This window comes from Streptomyces sp. XM83C (assembly GCF_023072675.1).
Taxonomy (GTDB): domain Bacteria; phylum Actinomycetota; class Actinomycetes; order Streptomycetales; family Streptomycetaceae; genus Streptomyces; species Streptomyces thermocoprophilus.
Genome location: NZ_JALLGL010000091.1, coordinates 1 through 21095 on the forward strand (window position 1 = coordinate 1; position 21095 = coordinate 21095).

17 protein-coding genes and 1 pseudogene are annotated in these 21095 nt (G+C 74.0%); 8 read left to right on the plus strand and 10 right to left on the minus strand.

From position 1 onward, the window contains the following. The coding region (locus MTQ10_RS12925) for an aromatic amino acid ammonia-lyase (RefSeq protein WP_247466435.1) at nt 1-985 on the minus strand (985 nt) is incomplete at its 3' end. 62 nt (nt 986-1047) lie between these two features. Here MTQ10_RS12925 and MTQ10_RS12930 point away from each other — a divergent pair. Genes MTQ10_RS12930 through MTQ10_RS12945 form a run of 4 tightly spaced genes read left to right on the plus strand, consistent with a single transcriptional unit; the run spans nt 1048 to nt 6330 of the window. Continuing rightward, complete coding sequence (locus MTQ10_RS12930) at nt 1048-2619, plus strand: FAD-dependent oxidoreductase (protein WP_247466438.1); 1572 nt, start codon at nt 1048-1050, stop codon at nt 2617-2619. After that, the gene (locus MTQ10_RS12935) at nt 2616-3686 is read left to right on the plus strand and encodes an alpha-hydroxy acid oxidase (RefSeq protein WP_247466441.1); all 1071 of its coding nucleotides are present in this window, start codon (nt 2616-2618) and stop codon (nt 3684-3686) included. The genes MTQ10_RS12930 and MTQ10_RS12935 overlap by 4 nt, the downstream gene beginning before the upstream one ends. Further along, entirely contained in the window at nt 3683-5047 is a 1365-nt protein-coding gene (locus tag MTQ10_RS12940) for a cytochrome P450 (protein ID WP_247466444.1), read from the plus strand. The genes MTQ10_RS12935 and MTQ10_RS12940 overlap by 4 nt, the downstream gene beginning before the upstream one ends. After that, the gene (locus tag MTQ10_RS12945; RefSeq protein ID WP_247466447.1) at nt 5044-6330 is read left to right on the plus strand and encodes a cation:proton antiporter; all 1287 of its coding nucleotides are present in this window, start codon (nt 5044-5046) and stop codon (nt 6328-6330) included. The genes MTQ10_RS12940 and MTQ10_RS12945 overlap by 4 nt, the downstream gene beginning before the upstream one ends. 55 nt (nt 6331-6385) lie before the next feature. Here MTQ10_RS12945 and MTQ10_RS12950 read toward each other — a convergent pair whose 3' ends face one another. Continuing rightward, nucleotides 6386-7837: a class I adenylate-forming enzyme family protein gene (locus MTQ10_RS12950; RefSeq protein ID WP_247466449.1), complete on the minus strand. Its 1452-nt coding sequence runs from the start codon at nt 7835-7837 to the stop codon at nt 6386-6388. Continuing rightward, nucleotides 7830-9374 carry an NAD(P)-binding domain-containing protein gene (locus MTQ10_RS12955; RefSeq protein WP_247466454.1) on the minus strand — a complete coding sequence of 515 codons (1545 nt, stop codon included), beginning with the start codon at nt 9372-9374 and terminating at the stop codon, nt 7830-7832. The genes MTQ10_RS12950 and MTQ10_RS12955 overlap by 8 nt, the downstream gene beginning before the upstream one ends. A 169-nt stretch (nt 9375-9543) precedes the next feature. Between MTQ10_RS12955 and MTQ10_RS12960 the strand changes: the two genes are divergently transcribed. Next, a complete protein-coding gene (locus MTQ10_RS12960; RefSeq protein WP_247466457.1) occupies nt 9544-11832 on the plus strand; it encodes an HIRAN domain-containing protein in 2289 nt (762 codons plus the stop codon). Nucleotides 11833-11856: 24 nt separating this feature from the next. On the opposite strand, the gene MTQ10_RS12965 is transcribed toward MTQ10_RS12960, so the two are convergent. Next, nucleotides 11857-12216, minus strand: coding sequence for an ArsR/SmtB family transcription factor (locus MTQ10_RS12965; protein ID WP_247466460.1), 360 nt, complete (start codon nt 12214-12216; stop codon nt 11857-11859). A gap of 132 nt (nt 12217-12348) precedes the next feature. Between MTQ10_RS12965 and MTQ10_RS12970 the strand changes: the two genes are divergently transcribed. Then, nucleotides 12349-13710: an MFS transporter gene (locus tag MTQ10_RS12970; RefSeq protein WP_247466463.1), complete on the plus strand. Its 1362-nt coding sequence runs from the start codon at nt 12349-12351 to the stop codon at nt 13708-13710. Here MTQ10_RS12970 and MTQ10_RS12975 read toward each other — a convergent pair. The 3 genes and pseudogenes from MTQ10_RS12975 to lnt all read right to left on the minus strand — a co-directional run. Further along, nucleotides 13682-14008: pseudogene (locus tag MTQ10_RS12975) on the minus strand (SDR family NAD(P)-dependent oxidoreductase); the annotation flags it as partial. The gene MTQ10_RS12970 and the pseudogene MTQ10_RS12975 overlap by 29 nt on opposite strands. A 41-nt stretch (nt 14009-14049) precedes the next feature. Beyond that, nucleotides 14050-14529 (minus strand): NUDIX hydrolase, encoded by a 480-nt coding sequence (locus MTQ10_RS12980; protein WP_247466467.1) that lies wholly within the window; start codon nt 14527-14529, stop codon nt 14050-14052. 67 nt (nt 14530-14596) lie between these two features. After that, a complete protein-coding gene (gene lnt / locus MTQ10_RS12985) occupies nt 14597-16204 on the minus strand; it encodes an apolipoprotein N-acyltransferase (protein ID WP_247466471.1) in 1608 nt (535 codons plus the stop codon). 225 nt (nt 16205-16429) lie between these two features. Between lnt and MTQ10_RS12990 the strand changes: the two genes are divergently transcribed. After that, nucleotides 16430-17491: an O-antigen ligase family protein gene (locus MTQ10_RS12990; protein WP_247466497.1), complete on the plus strand. Its 1062-nt coding sequence runs from the start codon at nt 16430-16432 to the stop codon at nt 17489-17491. A 60-nt stretch (nt 17492-17551) separates the two neighbouring features. Here the strand turns inward: MTQ10_RS12990 and MTQ10_RS12995 are convergent, their stop codons facing one another. Beyond that, nucleotides 17552-18097 (minus strand): hypothetical protein, encoded by a 546-nt coding sequence (locus MTQ10_RS12995; protein ID WP_247466473.1) that lies wholly within the window; start codon nt 18095-18097, stop codon nt 17552-17554. A gap of 87 nt (nt 18098-18184) precedes the next feature. Then, entirely contained in the window at nt 18185-18961 is a 777-nt protein-coding gene (locus tag MTQ10_RS13000) for a glutamate racemase (protein ID WP_247466499.1), read from the minus strand. Nucleotides 18962-18992: 31 nt separating this feature from the next. On the opposite strand from MTQ10_RS13000, the gene MTQ10_RS13005 reads away from it, so the two are divergent. Continuing rightward, complete coding sequence (locus MTQ10_RS13005) at nt 18993-20210, plus strand: glycosyltransferase (protein WP_247466476.1); 1218 nt, start codon at nt 18993-18995, stop codon at nt 20208-20210. A 163-nt stretch (nt 20211-20373) separates the two neighbouring features. Here MTQ10_RS13005 and MTQ10_RS13010 read toward each other — a convergent pair. Further along, nucleotides 20374-21095, minus strand: a 722-nt coding sequence (locus MTQ10_RS13010; RefSeq protein WP_441350997.1) for a TerD family protein, incomplete at its 5' end; no start/stop codon positions are given.

The window sequence follows — 21095 nt, forward strand, 5'->3', positions numbered from 1 at the left end:
CCCCCGCACTCTCCGGCCCGCCCTCCGGGATGAACAGCGGGTTGTCGCTGACGCCGGCGAGATCGGCGGCGACCACCGCGTCGACGTAACCCAGCGCGTCCTGCGCCGCGCCGAGCAGCTGCGGGGAGCAGCGGATGCTGTACGGCTCCTGGAGCGGGCGCGTGCCGGACGGCGCCGTCCCCGCGAGCAGGGTGCGCATGCGGGCGCCGATGTCGGCGGCCCCGGGGTGGCCGTGGGCGGTGAGCAGTCCGGCGTCGAGGAAGCCGGGGTCGCAGCCGAGCAGGTCGGCCAGCAGGCAGGTCAGTTCGGTGAGCGTGCGCAGGGCGGTGCGGACGGTGTCGTGGGCGAGGGCCAGGGCGGCGGTGGTGACGGAGGTGCCGTTGACGAGGGCGAGGGCGTCCCGGCCGTCGAGGGCGAGGGGGCGCAGTCCGGCGGCGGTGAGGGCGTCGGCGGCGGGCATGCGGTGGCCGTCCACGTAGGCGTGGCCCCGGCCGCGCAGTGCCTGGGCGGCGTAGGCGAGGGGGATCAGGTCGCCGCTGGCGCCGACGGAGCCGTACCGGGGCACGGCGGGGGTGAACGTGGTGGCGAACATGTCCGCGAGCCGTTCGACGACGTCGGCGGAGACCCCGGACAGGCCCTGGGCGAGGGACCGGGCGCGCACAAGGAGCGCGGCGCGCACGACGTCCCGGGGCAGGTCGGGGCCCTGGCCGGCGCCGAGGTGCGCGAGGGTGTTGTCGCACTGGTCGGCCTCGTCGGCCCGTCCCGCGTAGCCGACGAGGGCGCCGAAGCCGGTGGTGGCGCCGTAGATCTGCCGTTGCCCGTCGCCGTCGTGGCCGTCGCGCAGGGTGCGGAAGAGGCGCCGGCCGCGGTCCAGGCGGGCGCGGGCGGCGGCGTCCACGGTGACGGTCAGCGGCCCGGCGGCGCGGCGCAGGGCGGCGGGGTCGAGGGGGCCGGTGAGGGTGAGGGTGTCCGTGGTGGTCTGCACGCCGGGAACGCTAGGCGGGCCGTCTCAGAGCGCTCTGAGAACCGCTGGATAGCTTCCCCGCCATGGCGCACGACTACTTGATCATCGGAGCGGGGCCGGCGGGGCTGCAACTCGCCGCCTTCCTGGAGCGCGACGGCGCGGACTACGTGGTTCTGGAGCGCGGCAGCGGTCCGGGCACGTTCTTCACGCGGTTCCCCCGGCACCGCACACTCATCTCGATCAACAAGGTGCACACCGTATACGAGGATCCGGAGCTGCGGCTGCGGATGGACTGGAACTCCCTGCTGAGCGACGATCCCGGCCTGCTGTTCACCCGGTACAGCGGGCGCTACTTCCCGCCGGCCGACGACATGGTCCGCTACCTGGCCGACTTCGCGGAACGCACCGGCGTACGCGTGCGGTACGACACCGCCGTGAAGCGGATCTCACGCGACGCGGACGGCTTCACGGTGACGGACGCCGCGGGCACGGTGCGGCGGGCACGGCGCGTGGTGGTGGCGACCGGGGTGCCGCTGCCGAACCTGCCGGACATCCCCGGCATCGAACTCGCCGAACGCTACGACACGTTCGACCCCGACCCGGAGTCCTTCACCGACCAGCGCGTCCTGATCGTCGGGCGGGGCAACTCCGCCTTCGAGACCGCCGACAGCCTGATGGAGACGGCCGCGGTCATCCATCTCGTCGGTTCCGGTTCGCTGCGCATGGCCTGGCGGACGCACTACGTGGGCCATCTGCGGGCGGTGAACAACAACTTCCTCGACAGCTACCAGCTCAAATCGCAGAACGCGCTGCTGGACGGGCGTGTTCTGGAGATCCTGCGGGACGGCGACGGCTTCCGCGTGCCGGTGGCCTTCGAGCGGGCGGACGAGGTGGTGAAGGACCTGCGGTACGACCGGGTGATCGTGGCGACCGGGTTCCGCTTCGACTCCTCGGTGTTCGACGGCAGTTGCACGCCCGAGACGGTGGTCGACGGCCGCTTCCCGGCGATCACCCCGGTCGGGGAGTCGGTGAACGTGCCCGGCCTGTACTTCGCCGGGACGCTCACCCAGGGCCGTGACTTCAAGAAGTCCACGACCGGTTTCGTGCACGGTTTCCGCTACATGGTGCGCGCCCTGCACCGGGAGCTGCGCCGGCGCCACCACGGTGAGCCCTGGCCGGTGACGGAGCTGGGCGCGGACACGGAGGCGGCCGTGGACCGGATCATCGGACGGGTCAACCGGTCGTCGGCGCTGTGGCAGCAGTTCACCGTCCTGGGCGATCTGCTGCTGCTCGCCCCGGACGGCACCCTGCGGTACGCGGAGGAGGTCCCGGTGGCGTACGTGCCGGACGCGGTCCGCGCCGGGCACTTCGGGGAGGTGGCCGCGCACGCGGTCATCACCCTGGAGTACGGCGCCGACCACGACAAGGTCGACCCGTTCGACGTGTCGGCGGGCCGGCCCTCGCAGCGGGAGGGCGGGCTCGACGGCCGCTATCTGCATCCGGTGGTGCGCTGGTACCGCGACGGGGAGTTCACCGCGGAGCACCATCTGACGGAGAACCTGGAGAACGAGTGGGACAGCGAGGACGTGCACCGGTCCCCGCTGCGCGCGTTCCTCTCCGCGCACCGCTCCCCCACGTCGACGGTGGCGTCGTGACGCTGCGCGCGCTGCACGAGCGGGCCCGCCAGGTCCTGGACCCGGTGCACTACGACTTCATGGCGGGCGGAGCGGGCGAGGAACGCGCCCTGGCCGACAACGAGCGGGCGTTCGACCGGTATGCGCTGCTGCCGAGGGTGCTGCGCGGCCACGCGCGGCGCGACACGCGTGTGGACCTGCCGGGCGCGCCGGGGGCGGGGCCGGTGGTGGTGGCTCCGACCGCGTTCCACCGGCTGGCGCACCCCGACGGTGAGCGGGCCACGGCCCGCGCGGCGGCGGCCGAGGGTGCCGTCCTGGTGACCGGCACGGCCGCGACCGTGACGGTCGGCGAGGTGACCGCGGCGGCCCGACAGGCGGCGAAGGACGCGGCTGTGTGGTTCCAGCTGACGCTGCATCCGCGGCCGGAGGTCACCGAGGCGCTGGTGCGGCGGGCGGAGAAGGCCGGCTGCACGGCGCTCGTGGTGACCGTCGACGCGCCGGTGTTCGGGCGGCGGCCCCGTGACCTGCGCAACGGGTTCACGGACCTGCCTCCCGGTCTTGCCGCCGAGAACATGCGCGACCTGCCCGGCTCCCCGCCGGGCGCCCTGACCGACATCCCGATGTCCCCGGCGCTGTCCTGGTCCGACCTGGACGCGCTGCTGGCGACGACGGCACTGCCGGTGCTGGTGAAGGGCGTGCTGCATCCGGCGGACGCGGAGCTGGCCGTCGCGCACGGGGCCGCCGGGGTCGTCGTCTCCAACCACGGCGGCCGTCAGTGCGACGCCGTACCGGCCGCCGTGGACTGTCTGCCCGCGGTCGTCGACGCGGTCGCGGGCCGTGTGCCGGTGCTGCTGGACGGCGGGGTGCGCCGCGGTGAGGACGTGACCGTGGCGCTCGCGCTGGGCGCCACGGCCGTCGGGGTGGGCCGCCCGGTGCTGTGGGGGCTCGCCGCCGGTGGCGAGACCGGCGTGCGGCGGGTCCTCGCGGAGCTGCGCGACGGCCACGACCACACGCTCGCGCTGTGCGGAGGCGGCCGGAACGCGGATCTGACGCGGGACATGGTGGTCCGCAGAGGCGGCACGCGGTGAGCGGCGGACGGAAGCCGGACACATGGTGGCTGCCGCGCGGTGTGGTGGCGCTGCGGGCCCGGATCTTCGAGAAGGTGAACGGCGACCGGGCGGTGACGCTGCCGAACGCGACGTACGGCCCGGAGGTGTTCGAGCGGGTGTACGCGCATCCGGCGGCGGTCGGCCGCAGCGCGGGCGCCGGACTGTCCGACCTGTTCTGGTACTGGCTGTCGCCGGGTCCCGAGGTGCACCAGGAGCATCTGGAGCCCGGCCCGCGCTACGACGAGGTGGCGGCCACCACGCGGCGGATGCTCGCGGGCGGCTCCGCCGAGCTGACGGCGGCGGCCGGCCGCGCGGTCGCCGGGGTCCTGGACCGGCTGCCGGGCGACCGGATCAGCCTGGTGCGGCTGCGGGACCTGGTGATGCCGGCCTGGGCGGAGTTCTGCTACGGGCTGGTGTTCCGCGAGCCGTGCCCGCCGTACGCCCGGGAACTGATCACCGATCACGCGGCGGACGTCATCAACGCCCTGAAGTGCACGGGGTTGCGTCATCCGCGGCGTCGGGCGCGGCTGACGGCGTATCTGCGGGGCCGGCTCGCGGCCGGTGACGTGCCGCACCGCCTGCCCGAGTCGCTGTCGCCCGAGGAGCGGGTGTTCTATCTCCAGGGGACGTTCTTCAACACGGCCGTCGTGCAGCTGTCGGAGGCGACCGCGCATGTGCTGCTGGCGTTGGCCCGGCATCCCGAGGTGCAGGCGCGGCTCGCGGACGACCCGGACGACGACCGGTATCTGACGCACGTCCTGGACGAGACGATGCGCCTGTACCCGCTGTTCGGGATCGCCCACCGCATCACCACGGACGAGATCCCGCTCGACGAGCACACCACGCTGCCCGCCGGGTCGGTCGTCTGCTTCAGCTACCCGGACTACCACGCCACGGGCTACGACCGGCCGGAGGTCTTCGACCCGGACCGCTGGACGTCGCTGTCCGCGCGCGACGCCCACCACATCCCGTTCGGGATGCCCGCCAACCGCCCGTGTCCCGCCTGGCGGCTGTCACCGCTGGTGCTGAAGGCGGCCGTACGGGAGGTGCTGCGCCGTTTCCGGCTGGACTCCACGGTGTCGCACACCCGGTCCGTCCCGCACCGCGCGCCGTGCCTGCTGATCCCGCGCGGCCTGGACCCCGGCGCGCGGCTGGCGCCGTTGCGGGCCTTCCTGCGGGCGCGGGACGGCGTGGAGGACGTCACCCGCGGGGTGCGGCAGCTCGTCCTCGGCACGGTGATGGTCCTGCACGCCCGCCGGCAGCGCCTGGCGGAACGGTACTTCGAACAGACACCCCCCGACCGGTGCCCGGTCGCCCACACCGGAGGAGTCGACGGATGACGCCCACAGAACTCGCCCCCGCGTTCTTCCTCGCCGTCGTGGTGATCCTCGCCGTCTGCAAGCTCGTCTCCGCCCTGCTGCAACGGGTGGGGCAGCCGCCGGTCGTCGGGGAGATGCTCGCGGGTGTCGTCCTCGGCCCCTCGGTGCTCGGCGCTCTCCTCCCGGACGTCGAGAGCGGCCTGTTCCCGCAGGAGTTGCGGCCGGTGCTGTACGTGGTGGGGCAGGTCGGGCTGGTCGCGTTCATGTTCCGCGTCGGCTGGGAGTTCCGGGTGGACCGGCTGCGCGGGGTGGCCCGGCCGGCCGGGCTGGTCTCGGTGGCCGGTGTGCTGGCGCCGGTGGCGCTCGGCGCGGCGCTGATCGCCCTCGTCGGGGAACGCACCGGGACGCTGGCGCCGGATGTGCCGCTGCTGGTGTCGTCGCTGTTCGTCGGGGTCGCGCTGGCGGTGACGGCGTTCCCGATGCTGGCGCGGATCATCTCCGAACGCGGTCTGACCGGCACCCGGTTCGGGGCGCTGGCGCTCGGCGCGGGCGCCGTGGACGACGCGGTGGCGTGGGTGCTGCTGGCGGGGGTGTTCAGCATCTCCGGCGGCAGCGCCGGCAAGGTGTCGCTGGCCGTCGCCGGCGGGCTGGGGCTGGTCCTGGTCCTGGCGGTGGTGGCCCGGCTGCGGGCCCGCACCGTACGGCTCGCCGAGCGCGCGGCGCCGGAGAACCCGCTGCCGGTGCTGGTCGGTGCGCTGTTCCTGGTCGCCTGGTACACCGACGAGATCGGACTGTACGCGGTGTTCGGCGCGTTCAGTCTCGGGCTGGTGTTCCCGCGCTCGGAGCGGCTCGACACGGCGGTGGACAGGCTCCGGCCGGTGGGTGTGGTGTTCCTGCCGCTGTTCTTCACCTACTCCGGTCTGAACACGGACTTCGCGCTGCTCGGCTCCGGCCCCGTGCTGCTGCTCACGCTGGGGTGCGTGGTCGTCGCGGTGACGGGGAAGTTCGGCGCGTGCTGGCTCGCGGCACGGGTGGCCGGGGAGCCGTCGTCGGTGGCGCTGCGGGTGGGGGCGCTGATGAACGCGCGGGGCCTGATGCAGCTCATCGCGCTGAATCTGGGGCTGGCGGCGGGCATCGTCACCCAGGCGCTGTTCAGCGCGCTGGTGGTGGTCGCGGTGGTGACGACGGTGATGGCGTCCCCGCTGCTGACGTGGCTGGACCGGCGGGAGCGGGCACGGGGTGAGGGTCTGTCCGGCGCCGTGGAGAGCGGGCCGGCGGACCCGGTGGAGCCACTGGTCCGCTGAGTCCCGGCAGCCGTGGGCCCCGGCACAGGATGTGTGCCGGGGCCCGTCGGGGTGTTCACCGCGATCGCCGGCCGCGTTCCGCCAGGGCGCGCTTGTCGGGCTTGCCGGCCGGGGTGAGCGGGACCTCGTCGATCAGGGTGAGCCGGGTCGGAGCGGTGGCCTCGCCCAGTTCGGCCGCCACGAGAGCGCGCAGCTCGCCGAGCCGGGGTGTCCGGCCGGGTGCGGGCACCACGTAGGCGTGGACGGCCTCACCGGTGTTCTCGTCCGGGGCGGCCACGACGTACGCCTCCGCCACCGACGGATGCGCGGCGAGGACCCGCTCGACGGGGCCGGCGTAGTGGACGTTGGCGTTGACGATGATCACGTCGCGGGCGCGTCCGGTCAGCCAGAGGCGTCCCCGGTCGTCGAGGTGGCCGATGTCACGGGTGCGGACCCAGCCGTCGGCGGTGAACACCTCGGCGCTCGAGGCCGGTTCACCCCAGTAGGCGCAGCCCTGGGACGGGGTGCGCACGTACAGCTCCCCGTCCGTGCCGGGCGGCAGCGGCCTGCCCCGCGCGTCGCGCACCTCCAGGTCGACGGGCGGCACGCCCAGGGAGCCCGGCTCGTCGTAGGGGGTGGCCATGGAGATCATGCCGGTCTCCGTCTGGCCGTACCCGTGGAAGACGACCGGTCCCAGCACGTCGGCCGCCTGCCTGAGCCGGTCGGCGTCGATGGGCGAGCCGGACACCATCAGCGCGCGCAGCGCGCCGAGGTCCACGGGCCGCTCCCGCACGCTCGCGACGAGCCGGGTCAGCCGGGCCACGGTGATGACGCTGCCGGTGGCCCGGTGGCGGACGAGGCTGTCGGGGAACGACGGGTTGTCGTCGGCGACGAGTGTGCCGCCGGCGGCGAGGGCGAGCAGTCCGTACTCCATCATGACCTGGCTGGCCAGGGTGCCGAACACGAGGAAACGGCCGAGGCGCGGGGCGAGTTCGCGGACGGCGGGGGGCCAGCGGTCGGGGTGGGCGGTCCAGGCGGCGGTCATGGCGGCGTAGGTCTGGGCGCACGCCTTGGGCATGCCGGTGCTGCCGCTGGTGTGGACGAGCCGGGCGATGTCCTGGGGCCGGCCCGAGACGTACGGGCGTGTCCCGTCGTCGCCGGCGGCGAGCAGGTCGTCCAGGGCGAGCGCGCCGCCGTCCGTGCCGTCCGGGCGGTCGGTGACCCGGACGGCGGTGTCGGCGAGCAGATGCCTGCGCTGGGCGTCGGTGAGCCCCGGCCGTACGCCGACGACGCGCGCGCCGACGGTGTGCGCGGCGAGGACGGCGGCGAACGCCTCGGGGCTGACGCCGAGCAGCAGCGCGACACCGTCGCCGGGGCGGACGCCTCGGGCGCGCAGCCCGTCGCTGATCCGCCCGACCAGTGCGAGGAGCCGGTGTCCGGTGACGGCCCGGTCGCCGTGCTCGAAGACGGGGCGGTCGCCCGCCGCCCGAAGGAGGTCGAGCACGGCGCCGGGGAACTGCTCAGCCAAGGCAGGACTTCACGAACGCGGCGAGCGGCTGCCGGTGGACGGCCGGGATGTCCCACTCGTTGTCCAGGTTCTCCGCCAGGTGGTGGGTGCCGGCGAGTTCGCCGTCGCGGTAGTGGCGCACCACCGGGTGGAGATACGTCGCGTCCATGGCGTGTTCCGGGTCGTTCTCGCAGACGCGTGGCACGGTGACGTCGAACGGGTCGACCTGGTCGTGGTCGGGCCCGTACTCGAGATCGATCACGAACCGGTCACGTGCCGGGCCGAGTCCGCCGTCGGTGACGAAGTCGAGCGGAACCTCCTCCTGGTACAGGGCCCGGTCGTCGTGGACGGTCACCACGTCGCCGAGGAAGCCGAACTGCTGCCACAGCCCGGAGGACCGGTTGACCCGCTCGACGAGGGCGTCGGCGACCGCCTCCGGCTCGACGGGCAGTTCGCGGGACGGCCAGGGCGTGTCGTGGTGGCGGGCGCCGAGGATGCGGTGCAGGGCGCGGGCGCCGTAGCGGAAGCCGTGGATGAAGCCGTTGGTGGAGCGTTTGAAGTCGCGCTGCTGGGTGAGCGTGCCGGCGAAGTACATGCCGGGGACGTTCACCGACTCGTAGGCGGAGGTCTGGGCGGGGAACCGGCCGTCGATCACCGTCTCGGGCGCGCAGGTGTCGTCGAACGGCGAGGTGTCGAAGCGGAAGCCGGTGCAGACCACGATGCGGTCGTAGTGCAGTACGCGGAGGCGTTCGGTGGTGCGGGCGTAGCGGAACTCCACCCGGTAGCCGCCGTCCGGCCGCCGTTCGATGCGCTCGACCGTGCCGTCCAGGACGGCGTTCTGCGACTTCAGCTGGTAGCTGTCGAGGAAGTTGTTGTTCACCGCGCGCAGATGGCCCACGAAGTGGGTCTGCCACGCCAACCTCAGCGAGTGGGGTCCGGCGACATGGATGACGGCGGCTTTCTCCATGAGGGCGTCCGCCGTCTCGAACGCGGAGTTGCCCTTGCCGAGGACGAGGACCCGCCGGCCGGTGAAGGACGCCGGGTCGGTGTCGAAGTCGTCGTAGCGTTCGGCGGTTTCGATGCCGGGGATGTCCGGCACGTTCGGCAGGGACACGCCGGTGGCGACGACGAGCCGCCGGGCCCGCCAGGTCCGGCCGTCCTCGGCGCGCACCAGGAACACGTCCCCGTCACGGGAGACGAGGGTGACGTGCACGCCGTACTCGACGCGGACGCCGGTGCGGCGGGCGAAGTCGCCCAGATAACGCACCAGGTCGTCGGCGGCCGGGAAGTAGCGCTCGGTGTAGCGGGTGAACAGCAGCTCCAGGTCGTCGGTGAGGAGCGAGTTCCAGTCCATGCGGAGGGCGAGTTCCGGGTCGGTGTACCCGGTGTTGACCTTGTTGATCGAGATCAGCTGCCGATGACGGGGGAAGCGGGTGAAGAACGTGCCGGGCCCGTTGCCCCGCTCCAGGACGACATGGTCGCGTCCCTCCTGTTCCAGCAGAGCGGCGAGCTGAAGTCCGGCCGGTCCGGCCCCGATGACGATGTAGTCGCGCACCATGGGCGGGACGCTAACGGGCGGGCATCAGAGGTCTCTGAGATTGCGATGCGCCCGGCGCGCACGCCCGATCCCGCCCGCGACCCCGCCCCGGCCCCGGCCCTGGCGCTGGCCTGGCCGCCCGGTACTGCCCCGACCGTGATGATGTATACGCCATTGACATAATGCGCCCATGCCGAGCCGCGCGACGATCCAGTACGCCCCGGACGAGGGGCTCCTCATGATTCCGGGCGATCCCCGCAAGGACCGTTCCACGGGGTTCGCGGTCTTCGACGACTGTGTGCCGGCACTTCGGGCGTTCGTCCTGGCCCGGCTGCGCAAGGAGGACATCAGGAGGCACCCCGGGGACAGGGACGGGCTTGTCATACCCGTGCGGCTGGGGCTCGTTCCCCGGCCCGACAACGACTACGACAGCCGCGCCGTGTCGGTGACGGCTCCTCCCTGCGACGGCGGGTCCGTCCTCGACCGGCACTTGGGCTATCTCCACAGCAGCGCGCTGTACATCAGGAGCGACAGCATCCGTGCTCTCGCCGAGAAGACCGGGCTGCCCGTCGGATGCCGGGGCTGGATATCCCTGTACGACCTCGACCACGACAGCCGTTGGGACGACGACGAGGACGACGTCGAGGACGGCGGGGCGGGTGAGGACGCGGGCTGGGAGCCCAGCGCGGACGAGCCGGTGTCGTGGGCGGAGCAGAAGGCGTTCGGGTACGGGGTCGGCTCTCTGAGGGTCGTACTGCCGGAGCGCGAGACCCTGCGGGCCCTGGTGGACGCCTTTCCGGCCGCTGACCGGGAAGAGACCGGCCGGCCCCCGGAGGAGGTGCCGGCCCCGGCCGGGGTGGAGCAGGGGCTTCGGCGTGCTCTCGCGGAGCGGTTCGCGGTGCGGTTGCGCACCGCCCTGAGTCACCGGGCGGCGGGCGGCGCCTGGGGCCGGGAGACCGAACGTGACCGCGCGCAGCGGCGCCGGAACGCCGAGGCGCTGCCTCTGCTGGGTGTGTGGGAGGCGTACCGGGGCTCGCCGCACGGTTTCCGTGGACTGCGTGCCGTGACACGGTCCGTCTTCCACCACACCCGGGTCCTCGTCCTGGACGAAGCCGGTGTGGAGGTCGGGCAGTACCACGAGCCGGACGGCCCGCTCACTCTGATCGACGAGCGGGTACGGGCCGACGCGCTCGAAGCGCTGCGTGCGCACGGGGTCGACGTGGACGCGTCGGAGGGGCTGACGGCGCTGGACGGCTTCCCGGACGCGATCGTCGTCGTGGGCGACGGCAGATGGTCGATCCGGCTGTCGAAGCCCGGAGTGCCGCGCGGGGGACTCCCCGAGGCCGGCTGGTTCGACCCGGACTCCGGCACGCTCACCGTGTACGCCGTACCGTTCGCGGAGCCGCTGACCGTGCTGCTGCGCCGGCACGGAGTACGGCCGGTCCTCGTCACCTGGGGCGCCCCGCCCGAGGAGGTGGAGCGGCACAACGTCCGCGCGGAGTTCGCGCCGTCCGGGATCAGCCCGGTCGGCCGCACCACCCGGGTGACGGTCGCCGCGCAGCAGTTGATCCCCGGGCCCCATCGCCGGTGGCTCGGCGCACAACCGGAGCCGGCGGGGGCGCACGGAGTGAGCGGCGAAAGCCTGCTGCCGCCGATCGTCGACGACGCGGCCGAGGACCCGTACTACCGGCGAGCCCTGGAAGGGCTCTTCGGCGCTCCGGTGAACCTGGCGGAGCGCGGGCCGTGCCGGCTGTGCGGGCGCTCCGCCCAGTCGGCACGCCCGGGGCTCTTCTACTGCCACGCGTGCTGCCGGGCGGCGACGGACGGGGTCCTGCGGGACACCGGCGTGGACGGGGCATGGACGGAGGCGGTCGTGCACGCGATCCGCAGGCTCGCGGAGGTCGAGTTCTCGGGGCCGCCGTCCCTCGCCCAACTCGGCCGTGTCTGTGTTCCGTTCGGCGATCCGGCCCTGGTCGACGAGGTCGTGCTGTGCCGCTTCCTGCTGCCGCGCCCCGCCTCCGCGGTGCTGAGTGCGCGGCCGTCGCGCCCGGCCCGGACCTGGACGGAGTGGCTGGCGCACGCCGGTCTCCTCACGGACGGGGTCCGCACCTCTTTGGGCACGGCGACCAGGGCCACGGACGGCCACATGTGCCGTTCCCTGTTCGAACGGCACGTGGACGACTTCCTCCACCACTGGGGTGTGGCGCACGACCCCGAGCCGGCCTATCCCCGCCATCCGGAACTCAACACGACCGGTCTGCGGGCGGACTGGCGTCTGGCGGACGGCACGTTCGTGGAGGCCCTGGGTCTCATGACGCAGGAGGCCTACGCGGCGAAGGTCGAACGCAAACGGGAACTGGCCCGGCACCACGGCCTGCGTCTGGTCACCGTGACCGCCGACGACCTGGGCCGGCTCCCGGAGGTCTTCGCGGATTGGCTCCCCGGCGGGGCGCCGGGAGGCGGGGCCGGGCCGCGCTGAGCGCCGCTGGGGCCGAGGGGCGCGTCAGTCGTGCGGGGCCTGGCCGCTGACGCGGTGGTCGGCGTGGCTCAGCGCCTCCATCACCAGCCGCCGCAGATGGCCGTCACGCAGGCTGTAGTGGACGTGCCGCCCCTCGCGCCGGGTCTCCACCAGGCCCGCGAGGCGCAGCTTGGCCAGGTGCTGGCTCACCGCCGTGCGGGACGCATCGCACCGCTCGGTCAGTGAACCGACGTCCGACTCGCCCTGGGCGAGCAGCCACAGCAGATGCAGCCGGGTCGCGTCGGACAGCATGGCGAAGACCTCGGTCGCCTCCGCGAGACGCGCGCTGTCCGGGGGACGCAGATGCGTACGAGGTGCAGGTGGCAGGGTTTCGCGAGCGGGCATGGACCCAGGGTAGAGGCCGGGCGGAGCCGGAGCGGACGTACCCGCACCATTCGACGTCAACATGTGCACACATGCGCACCTGTTGGATACAGTGAGGGCAGTCGCCCGCTGCCGACGCGTCGAGGGGGCCGTGTGCTCAGCGTCCTGCGTCACCGCGCCTACCGGCATCTCCTCGCCGCGCAGATCGTCGCCCTGGTGGGCACGGGGCTCGCGACCGTCGCGCTGGGCCTGCTCGCGTACGACATCGCGGGCGCCGACGCCGGCTCGGTCCTCGGCACCGCGCTCGCGATCAAGATGGTGGCGTACGTGACGATCGCCCCGGCGGCCGGCGCGGTCGCCGCCCGACTGCCGCGCCGGACGCTGATGGTGGCCGCGGACGTGATCCGGGCCGGGGCGGCGCTGGTGCTGCCGTTCGTGGACCAGGTGTGGCAGGTGTACGTCCTGATCTTCCTGCTTCAGTCGGCCTCGGCCGTGTTCACCCCGGCCTTTCAGGCGCTGGTCCCGGAGGTGCTGCCCGCGGAGCGGGACTACACCCACGCCCTGTCGCTGTCGCGCCTCGCCTACGACCTGGAGAGCCTGTTCAGCCCCGCTGTCGCCGCCGCGCTGCTGTCGCTGGTGACGTACGACCGGCTGTTCCTCGGCACGATGCTCGGCTTCTCGGCGTCGGCGGCCCTGGTGGTCTCGGCGGTCCTGCCCGTGCGGGCCGCCGCCGACGGGACGACCCGCACCGGCCCGCGCACCGCCGACGCCTGCACCGGGGCCGCCACCGGCACACGCCTCTTCCTCGCCGTACCGCAACTGCGCGGCCTGCTCCTGTTGAACCTCGCCGTGGCGTCGGCGGGAGCCATGGTCACCGTCAACACCGTGGTGTACGTCCGCGACCATCTCGGGCGCGGCGCGGCGGACGTGTCGCTGGCGCTCGGGGCGTACGGCGGGGGCTCGATGACGGTCGCGTTGCTGCTGCCCCGCGTACTGGAGCGGGTGCCGGACCGGACGGTGATGCTGCGCGGCGCGCTGCTGCTCACGGCGGTCTTCGCGGTGCTGGCGCTCCTGACCCCGGCCGCCGGCGGCGACTGGCGGTGGCCGGCGCTGCTGCTGGTCTGGGCCGCCTTCGGCGCCGCCTGCTCGACGGTGCTGACACCGACGGGCCGGCTGATCCGCCGCTCGGCCCCGCCCGAGCGGCGCACGTCCGCGTTCGCCGCGCAGTTCACCCTGTCCCACGGATGCTGGCTGCTGACGTACCCGCTGGCCGGCCGGCTCGGCGCGGCGGCGGGCCTGGAACCGACCGCGCTGACGCTCGGCGCGCTCACCCTGGCCGCCGCGCTGGGAGCAGGACGGCTGTGGCCCCCGGCCGCGGAGGGACCGGCCGGGCACGCCGATCCGTCCGCCGACGGCGCCCACCCCACGGGCGGGGAGCGGGCGGCGAACGGCCGGCGCCGGCGCCGGCGTCACGTGGGCGACGGTCTCTCACGAGTTGCAGGCCCGCGCTGTTGACGAGGACCTCCGTGCCGGCCGCGGCGTGATCGGCGGCGTCGGGATCGGTGAGGTCCAGCGGGTGCGGTTCGACCCGGCCCGGCAGCGGGGCGGCCTGCGCGGCGAGTTGCTCCAGGCCGGCGGTGTCCCGGTCCACGGCTCTGACCTCGGCCCCGGCCGGCCGCAGCGCGCAGGAGCGGCCGATGCCGCCGTCGGCGCCGGTGACGAGGGCGGTGCGTCCGCCGAGGTCCACGGCGGCGGGGCCGGGGCGGCGGTGGGGTCCACGGAGGAGCGGAAGGCGGTCATGTCCCGGCCCCAGGCAGGGCCGACACCCCTCCCCATGTGTTCACGCCCCGTACTTCACAGGGATGTGGTGGGCTCGAACCATGTGGGTGCATCCGACATGGCCTGCTTGATCCGGAACAGCCCGAACTCGTTCAGCTCCGGCAGCGCGTCCAGCGCGAACCAGCCCACGTCCAGCGACTCGTCGTCGTTGACACGTGCCTCTCCGCCGACGGCCCGGCAGCGGAACGTGATGTCCATGAACTGGCAGACGTCGCCGTTGTCGTAGGTGAGGGGGTCGAGCGCCTGCACCAGGACGACGCGTTCGGCGACGCAGTGCACGGCGGTCTCCTCGAACACCTCCCGCACCGCGCACGCGGCGGGCTGCTCCCCCGGCTCCGGGATACCTCCGATGACCGCCCACGCGCGCGTGTCGGAGCGTCGCCCCAGCAGCACTCTTCCGGCGTCGTCGAAGACGATGGCGGTGACTCCGGGAAGCCACAGCAACTGGTTGCCGGCGAAGGCCCTGAGGGTGCGGATGAAGTCGGGAGTAGCCATGAGGCGACCCTAACCCCGCTGGTCGGGGCGATCGGGCCGGTCCGCAGGGTGTACGGCGGGCGTACGGCTACACGCCACCGGCGCGCCGCCCGCGCATTCCGGCGCCGACCGAGCAGCCGAGGCCGCCCGCGGCGAGGAGGACCAGGGCGATCTCGGGGAGGACGCCGAGCCGGGTGGCGGGGGTCTCGGAGGAGCGCAGCGGCACCTTCTGCACCAGGTGGCCGGCGACGAACATGCCGGTCTTCTGGGTGATCTTCCCGTCGGGCATGATGATCGCGCTGACGCCGCTGGTCACAGGGACGGTGACGGTACGGCTGTGTTCCACGGCGCGCACCCGCGACATCGCGAGCTGCTGGTAGGTCATCTCGCTGCGGTCGAAGGTGGCGTTGTTGCTCGGCACGGAGATCATCTGCGCGCCGTGCGTGACGGTGTCGCGCACCGCCCAGTCGAACGCGGCCTCGTAGCAGGTGGCGAGGCCGACCTTCGTACCGCCGAAGTCGAACACGCCCGGCTTGTCGCCGCGGCTGAAGTCCTGGCGGATCATCGACGTCCAGTCCTCGTTGATCGCGCCGATCGGGCCGCGCAGCGGGAGGAACTCGCCGAACGGCTGGATCTGCCGTTTGTCGTAGGTCTGGACGGCGCCCTTCTGCGGGTCCCAGAGGATCTGCTCGTTGTACAGCTTGCCGTCGCGTTCGACGACGCCGCCGACGGAGACGGGCACGCCGACGGCCCGTGCCGCGTGGGCGATGACGGCGGCGGCGTCGGGGTAGGCGAAGGGGTCGATGTCGGAGGAGTTCTCCGGCCACAGCACGAAATCGGGCCGGGGCGTGGTGCCGGCCTTGATCTCGGCGGCCAGCCGCTCCGTCTCGCGCGCGTGGTAGTCGAGGACGGCCCGCCGCTGGGCGTTGAAGTCCAGGCCCAGGCGGGGAACGTTCCCCTGGACGACGGCGACGGTCGCGGTGCCGTCCTCCGCCTTGTCGCTGACCAAGGCCCGTGCGCCCACCGCGCCGGCCACCGGCACGGCCACGCTCAGCAGGGCCGCTGCCGCCGCGCCGCGCCGCACCGCGCGCGTGCGTCGCCCCTCGACGGCCGGCCGGACCGCCTCGTACAGGCCGAATCCGCACAGGACGACGGCGAAGCCGAGCACGGGGGTGCCGCCGACCGCGGCGAGGGGCAGGAAGACGCCGTCCGCCTGGCCGAAGGCGATCTTGCCCCAGGGGAATCCGCCGAACGGCACACGCGCGCGTGCCGCCTCACCGGCGATCCACAGCGCCGCCGCCCACACCGGCCAGGCGGGCAGCCGGGACACCGCGGCGATGCCCGCGCCGACCAGCGCGACGAACACCGCCTCCACCGCCACCAGCGCCAGCCACGGTCCCGGGCCGACCTCCACGCCGGTCCACACCAGCAGGGGCAGCAGGAATCCGAGACCGAAGAGATAACCGAGGCCGAGTCCCGCCTTCCAGGTACGGCCGCGCAGCACCCGGCCGAGGATCCCGAAGGCCGGCAGGGCCAGCCACCACAGGGTGCGCGGCGGGAAGCTCACATAGAGCAGCACTCCGGCGAGTGCCGCTGCGAGGGCCGGGACGAGCTTCCGCAGCCGTGCGGCACGCCCGGACGCGGGGTGCGGCCGGAGCCGGTCGGACTGGTCCACGGATGTTGCGGTGACGGTCACTCCGGGAGTGTACGGCGGCTGACCTGGGCTGGGACAGCGCGGGCGGTCCCGCCCGGCCCGGGCAGCCCATGATTCCCGCACACTTGCGCACGACTCATCCACAAACCGCCCATCAGCCGTTACGGTGTGCCCAGTCCCGGCCGAGGGTGCCCGGTGGGCGCCGCGGTGCGGGACGCACAGGTCGGGGGGCCGGGTTCGGGGGGTCGGATGGGGTCCACGGCAGGGATGCCGGGCGTCGGACGGGAAGCGGACGGCGTGAGAAGAAACGTTTCCGACGCGGTGGGCGTCGGGGTGCTCGGGGCGTGCGCGGCCTGGGCGATGATCACGGCCGCGGCACGGGACGGCAGGCCCGAGGGCATGCTGCTCGCGGTGCTGGCGGTGACGGCCGGGCACGCGGCCGGGCGGATCTTCGGGGCGCTGGCGCCGGTCGTCGCGCCGTGCGCCGGGGCGCTCGCCGGGCTCGCCCTGGTGCTGACGGTGCCGGATCTCGCGCCGGGGCCCGCAGTGCTCTCCCCACTGGGTCACGCCGGTGCGACCGCCGCCCTGCTGACGCTGTCCACGGGTGCCGCGTGCTGTGCCGCCTGGGCCGCCGCCCCCGCGGCCCGGCCGGCTCTGCGTGTGCTGGCGGCGGGCATCACCGTCACCGCGGGTGCGCTGGGTTCGGTCGCCGGGGTCGTGGCGTGCGCCGCGGTGCTGCTGGGGTCGCTGGCGGCCGGCCGGATGCGCCGTCGGGGCCTCGGAGTGACGGGACTGGCCGTCGCCGCGGTGCTGATCGCGGGCGGCACCTGGGCGGTGGCGGGAAACGCGCTGCCGAGGGGGCTGGCCGCCGCGGCGGAGGACCAGCTGACCCCGCAGCGGGTCGCCCTGTGGCACGACGCGCTGCGGATGGCCCGTGAGGAGCCCGCGCTGGGGGTGGGGCCGGGACGGTTCGGTACGGCGGGCACGCTCACGGCGCAGCCCCTCCCCCAGGAGACGACCCCGCACTCGGCTCCGCTGCAGCTGGCGGCCGAGCAGGGCGTGATCGGTGCGGCGCTGCTGGTCGCGGTGTTCGGGTGGGTGCTGTACGCGCTGTGGCGCAGCAGGCGGCCCACCCCGGTGGTGCTCACCGCGGGGGCGGCGCTGACCGCTGTGGCGGCTCTCGCGTCGGTCGGCAACGCGCTGAGCTTCACCGCCGTGTCGGTGGGGGCGGGGCTGCTGACGGGCCTGGCGACGGCGCGTCCGCTGCACGAGGAGGCCCCGGAGTGCACGCTGCCGTCACGCGCGCGTGACGACCGGCTGACCGCGTGACGCCGTACCGGACGGGCGGCACCCGGCGTGCCGCGGCGGCTCCCCGCCGTCGTCTCGCCCTCAGGCGGGGGTGCCGGGTGTGTCGGCTGCCAGCCGGGCGCGGATGGCGCGGACTGCGGCCTCGGCGTCGTCCACGGTGATGGTGAAGGTGTGTCCGTCCCACAGGCGCAGTACGACGCCCTCGCCGCGGCGCACGACGACGGCGGTGCCCTTCTCGGGCCGCCAGCGGTAGCCCCAGCCGCCCCAGTGGCGCGGGGTGACGTGCGGGTCGAACTCGGCGCCGGCGACATGGGTGAGGGGGATACGGCGGCGGGGCACGCCGATGTGTCCGCAGCGCACCTCGACGCACTCCCGGTCGAGCTTCAGGTCGACGTGGACGAAGGCGAGGGTGCCGAAGAGGACCAGCAGTCCGGCCAGGATGCAGCCGACCACCGACATCACGAGGGGTGCGGTTCCGGACGTCCAGGCGGAGTCCACGGCCAGCTCGATACCGAGCGCCATGCAGGCGGCGCCGACGAGCGCCATCAGCCACTGGACCCGGTTGGTGGCCCGCCCGGTCCAGACATCGGGGTGCGGGGTGTCCCCGCCGTGGGGGTGGTCCCTCATGCCATGAGAGTACCCAGGAATCGCTCCGCAGGCGCCGAGTCGCGCGCAGTGACGGCACGCCCGGCCACCCGGCCGGGTGTGGGGCGGTCAGGTCTGGGAGGCGGTGCCGGCGGCGGCCAGCCGGCTGCCCTCCGGGTAGGTGACGGCGGCGGCGGGCAGGGCGGCCTCGCGGCCGTTCAGCAGGACGGTGACGGAGCCGAGCGGGCCGGCGTCGGGGGCGGGGGCGCTGCCGATCCGGCGCAGGGCCTGGGCGGCGACGGCGCTCGCGGAGCCGTGCAGGGCGAGCGGGGGCCGGCCGGGGCGCTGCACGGCGGCGCGGATGCGCTCGGCGACGAGTTCGTAGTGGGTGCAGCCCAGGACGACGGTGGTGACGTCGTCGGGGGTCAGGTCGGCGGCGGCGGCGACCGCGCCGGCGATCGCCGTCTCGTCGGCGTGTTCGACGGCGTCGGCGAGTCCGTGGCAGGGCACCTCGGTGACGCGGACGCCGGAGGCGAAGTCGCGGATGAGGTTGCGCTGGTAGGCGCTGCCGGTGGTGGCGGGGGTGGCCCAGATCGCGACGTGGCCGCCGCCTGCCGCGGCGGGCTTGATCGCGGGGACGGTGCCGATGACCGGGATGCGCGGCTCGAAGCGGGCCCGCAGCGTGGGCAGGGCGTGGACGGTGGCCGTGTTGCAGCCGACGATCAGCACGTCGGGTTCCCGGGCGACGGCGGCCTCGGCGACGGCGACGGCACGCTCGGTGAGATCCTCGGGGGTGCGCGGACCCCACGGCATGCCTTCGGGGTCGAGGGAGAGCACGAGGTCGGCGTCGGGGCGCAGGCGGCGTACGGCGTCGGTGGCCGCCAGCAGCCCGATTCCGGAGTCCATGAGCGCGATCTTCACCCGGCCACGATAGACGATGGCCTCCGCACGGCCCCTCGCGTGGGGCAGACTGCGGGGGGTGAGCGCCATCCTGTGGAGTGCTGTGGTGTCCCTCGCGGCCTGGCTGTGGCTGCTGCTCGCGCAGGGCATGTTCTGGCGTACGGATGTACGGCTTCCGCCGCGCGAGGAGCCGGAGGTGTGGCCGCCGGTGTGTGTGGTCGTGCCGGCCCGTGACGAGGCGGCGGTGCTGCCGGAGAGTCTGCCGTCGCTGCTGGCGCAGGACTATCCGGGACGGGCGGAGGTGTTCCTCGTCGACGACGGCAGTACGGACGGCACCGGGGAGCTGGCCCGTGAGCTGGCGCGGCGCCACGGAGGGCTGCCGCTGACCGTGGGCTCTCCGGGCGAGCCGCCCGCGGGCTGGACGGGCAAGCTGTGGGCGGTGCGGCACGGCATCGGGCTGGCACGCGCGCGTGACCCGGAGTATCTGCTGCTGACCGACGCGGACATCGCGCACGCGCCGGACAGTCTGCGCCGGCTGGTTGCCGCGGCCCGCGGCGGAGGGTTCGACGTGGTGTCGCAGATGGCGCGGCTGCGGGTGGAGAGCCTGTGGGAGCGGCTGGTGGTGCCGGCGTTCGTGTACTTCTTCGCGCAGCTGTACCCGTTCCGGTGGATCGGCCGCAAGGGCGCGCGGACGGCGGCGGCTGCGGGCGGCTGTGTGCTGCTGCGGGCGGAGGCCGCCGAGCGGGCCCGGATCCCGGACAGCATCCGGCAGGCGGTGATCGACGATGTGGCGCTCGCCCGCGCGGTCAAGCGCAGCGGTGGCCGGATCTGGCTGGGGCTGGCCGACGCGGTCGACAGTGTGCGGCCGTATCCGCGGCTGGGTGACCTGTGGCGGATGGTGTCCCGCAGCGCGTACGCGCAACTGCGGCACAGTCCGCTGCTTCTGCTGGGCACGGTCGTGGGTCTGCTGCTGGTGTATCTGGTGCCGCCCGCCGCCGTCGTGGCCGGCCTGGCGGCGGGCAGCGCGCCGGCCGCCGCGGTGGGCGGGGCGGCGTGGCTGGTGATGGCGGGCACGTACGTGCCGATGCTCCGCTACTACCGGCAGCCGCTGTGGCTCGCTCCGCTGCTGCCGTTCACGGCGGCGCTGTATCTGCTGATGACGGTGGACTCCGCGGTGCAGCACCACCGGGGGCGCGGCGCGGCCTGGAAGGGCCGCACCTATTCGCGTCCGGAGTCCGTGGCCGACGAGGCGTGAGGCGCGGGCCGTACGAGGTCAGGGACCCGGTCCTCACGAGGTCCTGAACCGGGCCCCGCGAGCACCGGGACCCGGCCGCACGAACACCGGGACCGGGCCGTACGACGTCGGAACCCGGTGTGAGCGGGGGACAGCGGGCCGGCCGAGGGTGCCGCGCTCCCGGCTATTTGCGGCCCGGTGTCCAGTTCATGCCCCAGCCGTAGGCACGGTCGACGGTGCGCTGCGGGCTGACGCCGCGTTCGGGGATCAGGTAGCGGGCCTCGCGCTGGACGACGAGGTCGCCGCCGGTGTTGGTGAGCAGCGCGAGGGCGCACACGGGCGAGGGGACGGTGCATTCGTCGAGGGAGAACTCGACGGGTGCGCCGTGCTGCGGCTGGAGCGTGACCGTTGCGTGCAGGTCGGCGAAGGAGCGGGCGCCCTCGTAGATGGTGACGAAGACGAGGATGCGCCGGAAGTCCCGGGTGTGGTCGAGGTTGACGGTGAGGTTCTCGCCGGTGGCGACGGCGCCGGTGCGGTCGTCGCCGTCGAGGTGGATGTACGGCGGCCGGTGCAGCGACCCGTAGGCGTTGCCGAGGGCCTGCACCACTCCCTTGCGGCCGTCGGCGAGTTCGTACAGGGCGCACAGGTCCAGGTCGAGGTCGGAGTGCGTGGCGACGGCCCGGCCGAATTTGCTTCCCCAGCCGGAGAACTGTTTGCGGACCTGCCAGTTGAGGTTGACGCGCAGCGCGCCGGAGGTGCCGCCCTGCTTGGTGAGCGAGACCGTCGGCGATGCCTTGGTCAGCGTCACCTTGGTCAGGGGTACCGGCTCGCCGCTCGGTGCGGGCGGGGGCGGTGCGGCGCCGTACGGGGAGGACGACGCCGGCGGGGTGTACGCGGGTGCGGAGG

Excerpts from the sequence above, each read along its gene's own strand:
- MTQ10_RS12930 (WP_247466438.1), top strand. The coding sequence starts at position 1,048 with ATGGCGCACGACTACTTGATCATCGGAGCGGGGCCGGCGGGGCTGCAA.
- MTQ10_RS12945 (WP_247466447.1), top strand. The coding sequence starts at position 5,044 with ATGACGCCCACAGAACTCGCCCCCGCGTTCTTCCTCGCCGTCGTGGTG.
- MTQ10_RS12955 (WP_247466454.1), bottom strand. The coding sequence starts at position 9,374 with ATGGTGCGCGACTACATCGTCATCGGGGCCGGACCGGCCGGACTTCAG.
- MTQ10_RS12960 (WP_247466457.1), top strand. The coding sequence starts at position 9,544 with ATGCCGAGCCGCGCGACGATCCAGTACGCCCCGGACGAGGGGCTCCTC.
- MTQ10_RS12965 (WP_247466460.1), bottom strand. The coding sequence starts at position 12,216 with ATGCCCGCTCGCGAAACCCTGCCACCTGCACCTCGTACGCATCTGCGT.
- MTQ10_RS12980 (WP_247466467.1), bottom strand. The coding sequence starts at position 14,529 with ATGGCTACTCCCGACTTCATCCGCACCCTCAGGGCCTTCGCCGGCAAC.
- MTQ10_RS12990 (WP_247466497.1), top strand. The coding sequence starts at position 16,430 with ATGCCGGGCGTCGGACGGGAAGCGGACGGCGTGAGAAGAAACGTTTCC.
- MTQ10_RS12995 (WP_247466473.1), bottom strand. The coding sequence starts at position 18,097 with ATGAGGGACCACCCCCACGGCGGGGACACCCCGCACCCCGATGTCTGG.
- MTQ10_RS13000 (WP_247466499.1), bottom strand. The coding sequence starts at position 18,961 with ATGGACTCCGGAATCGGGCTGCTGGCGGCCACCGACGCCGTACGCCGC.
- MTQ10_RS13005 (WP_247466476.1), top strand. The coding sequence starts at position 18,993 with ATGGCCTCCGCACGGCCCCTCGCGTGGGGCAGACTGCGGGGGGTGAGC.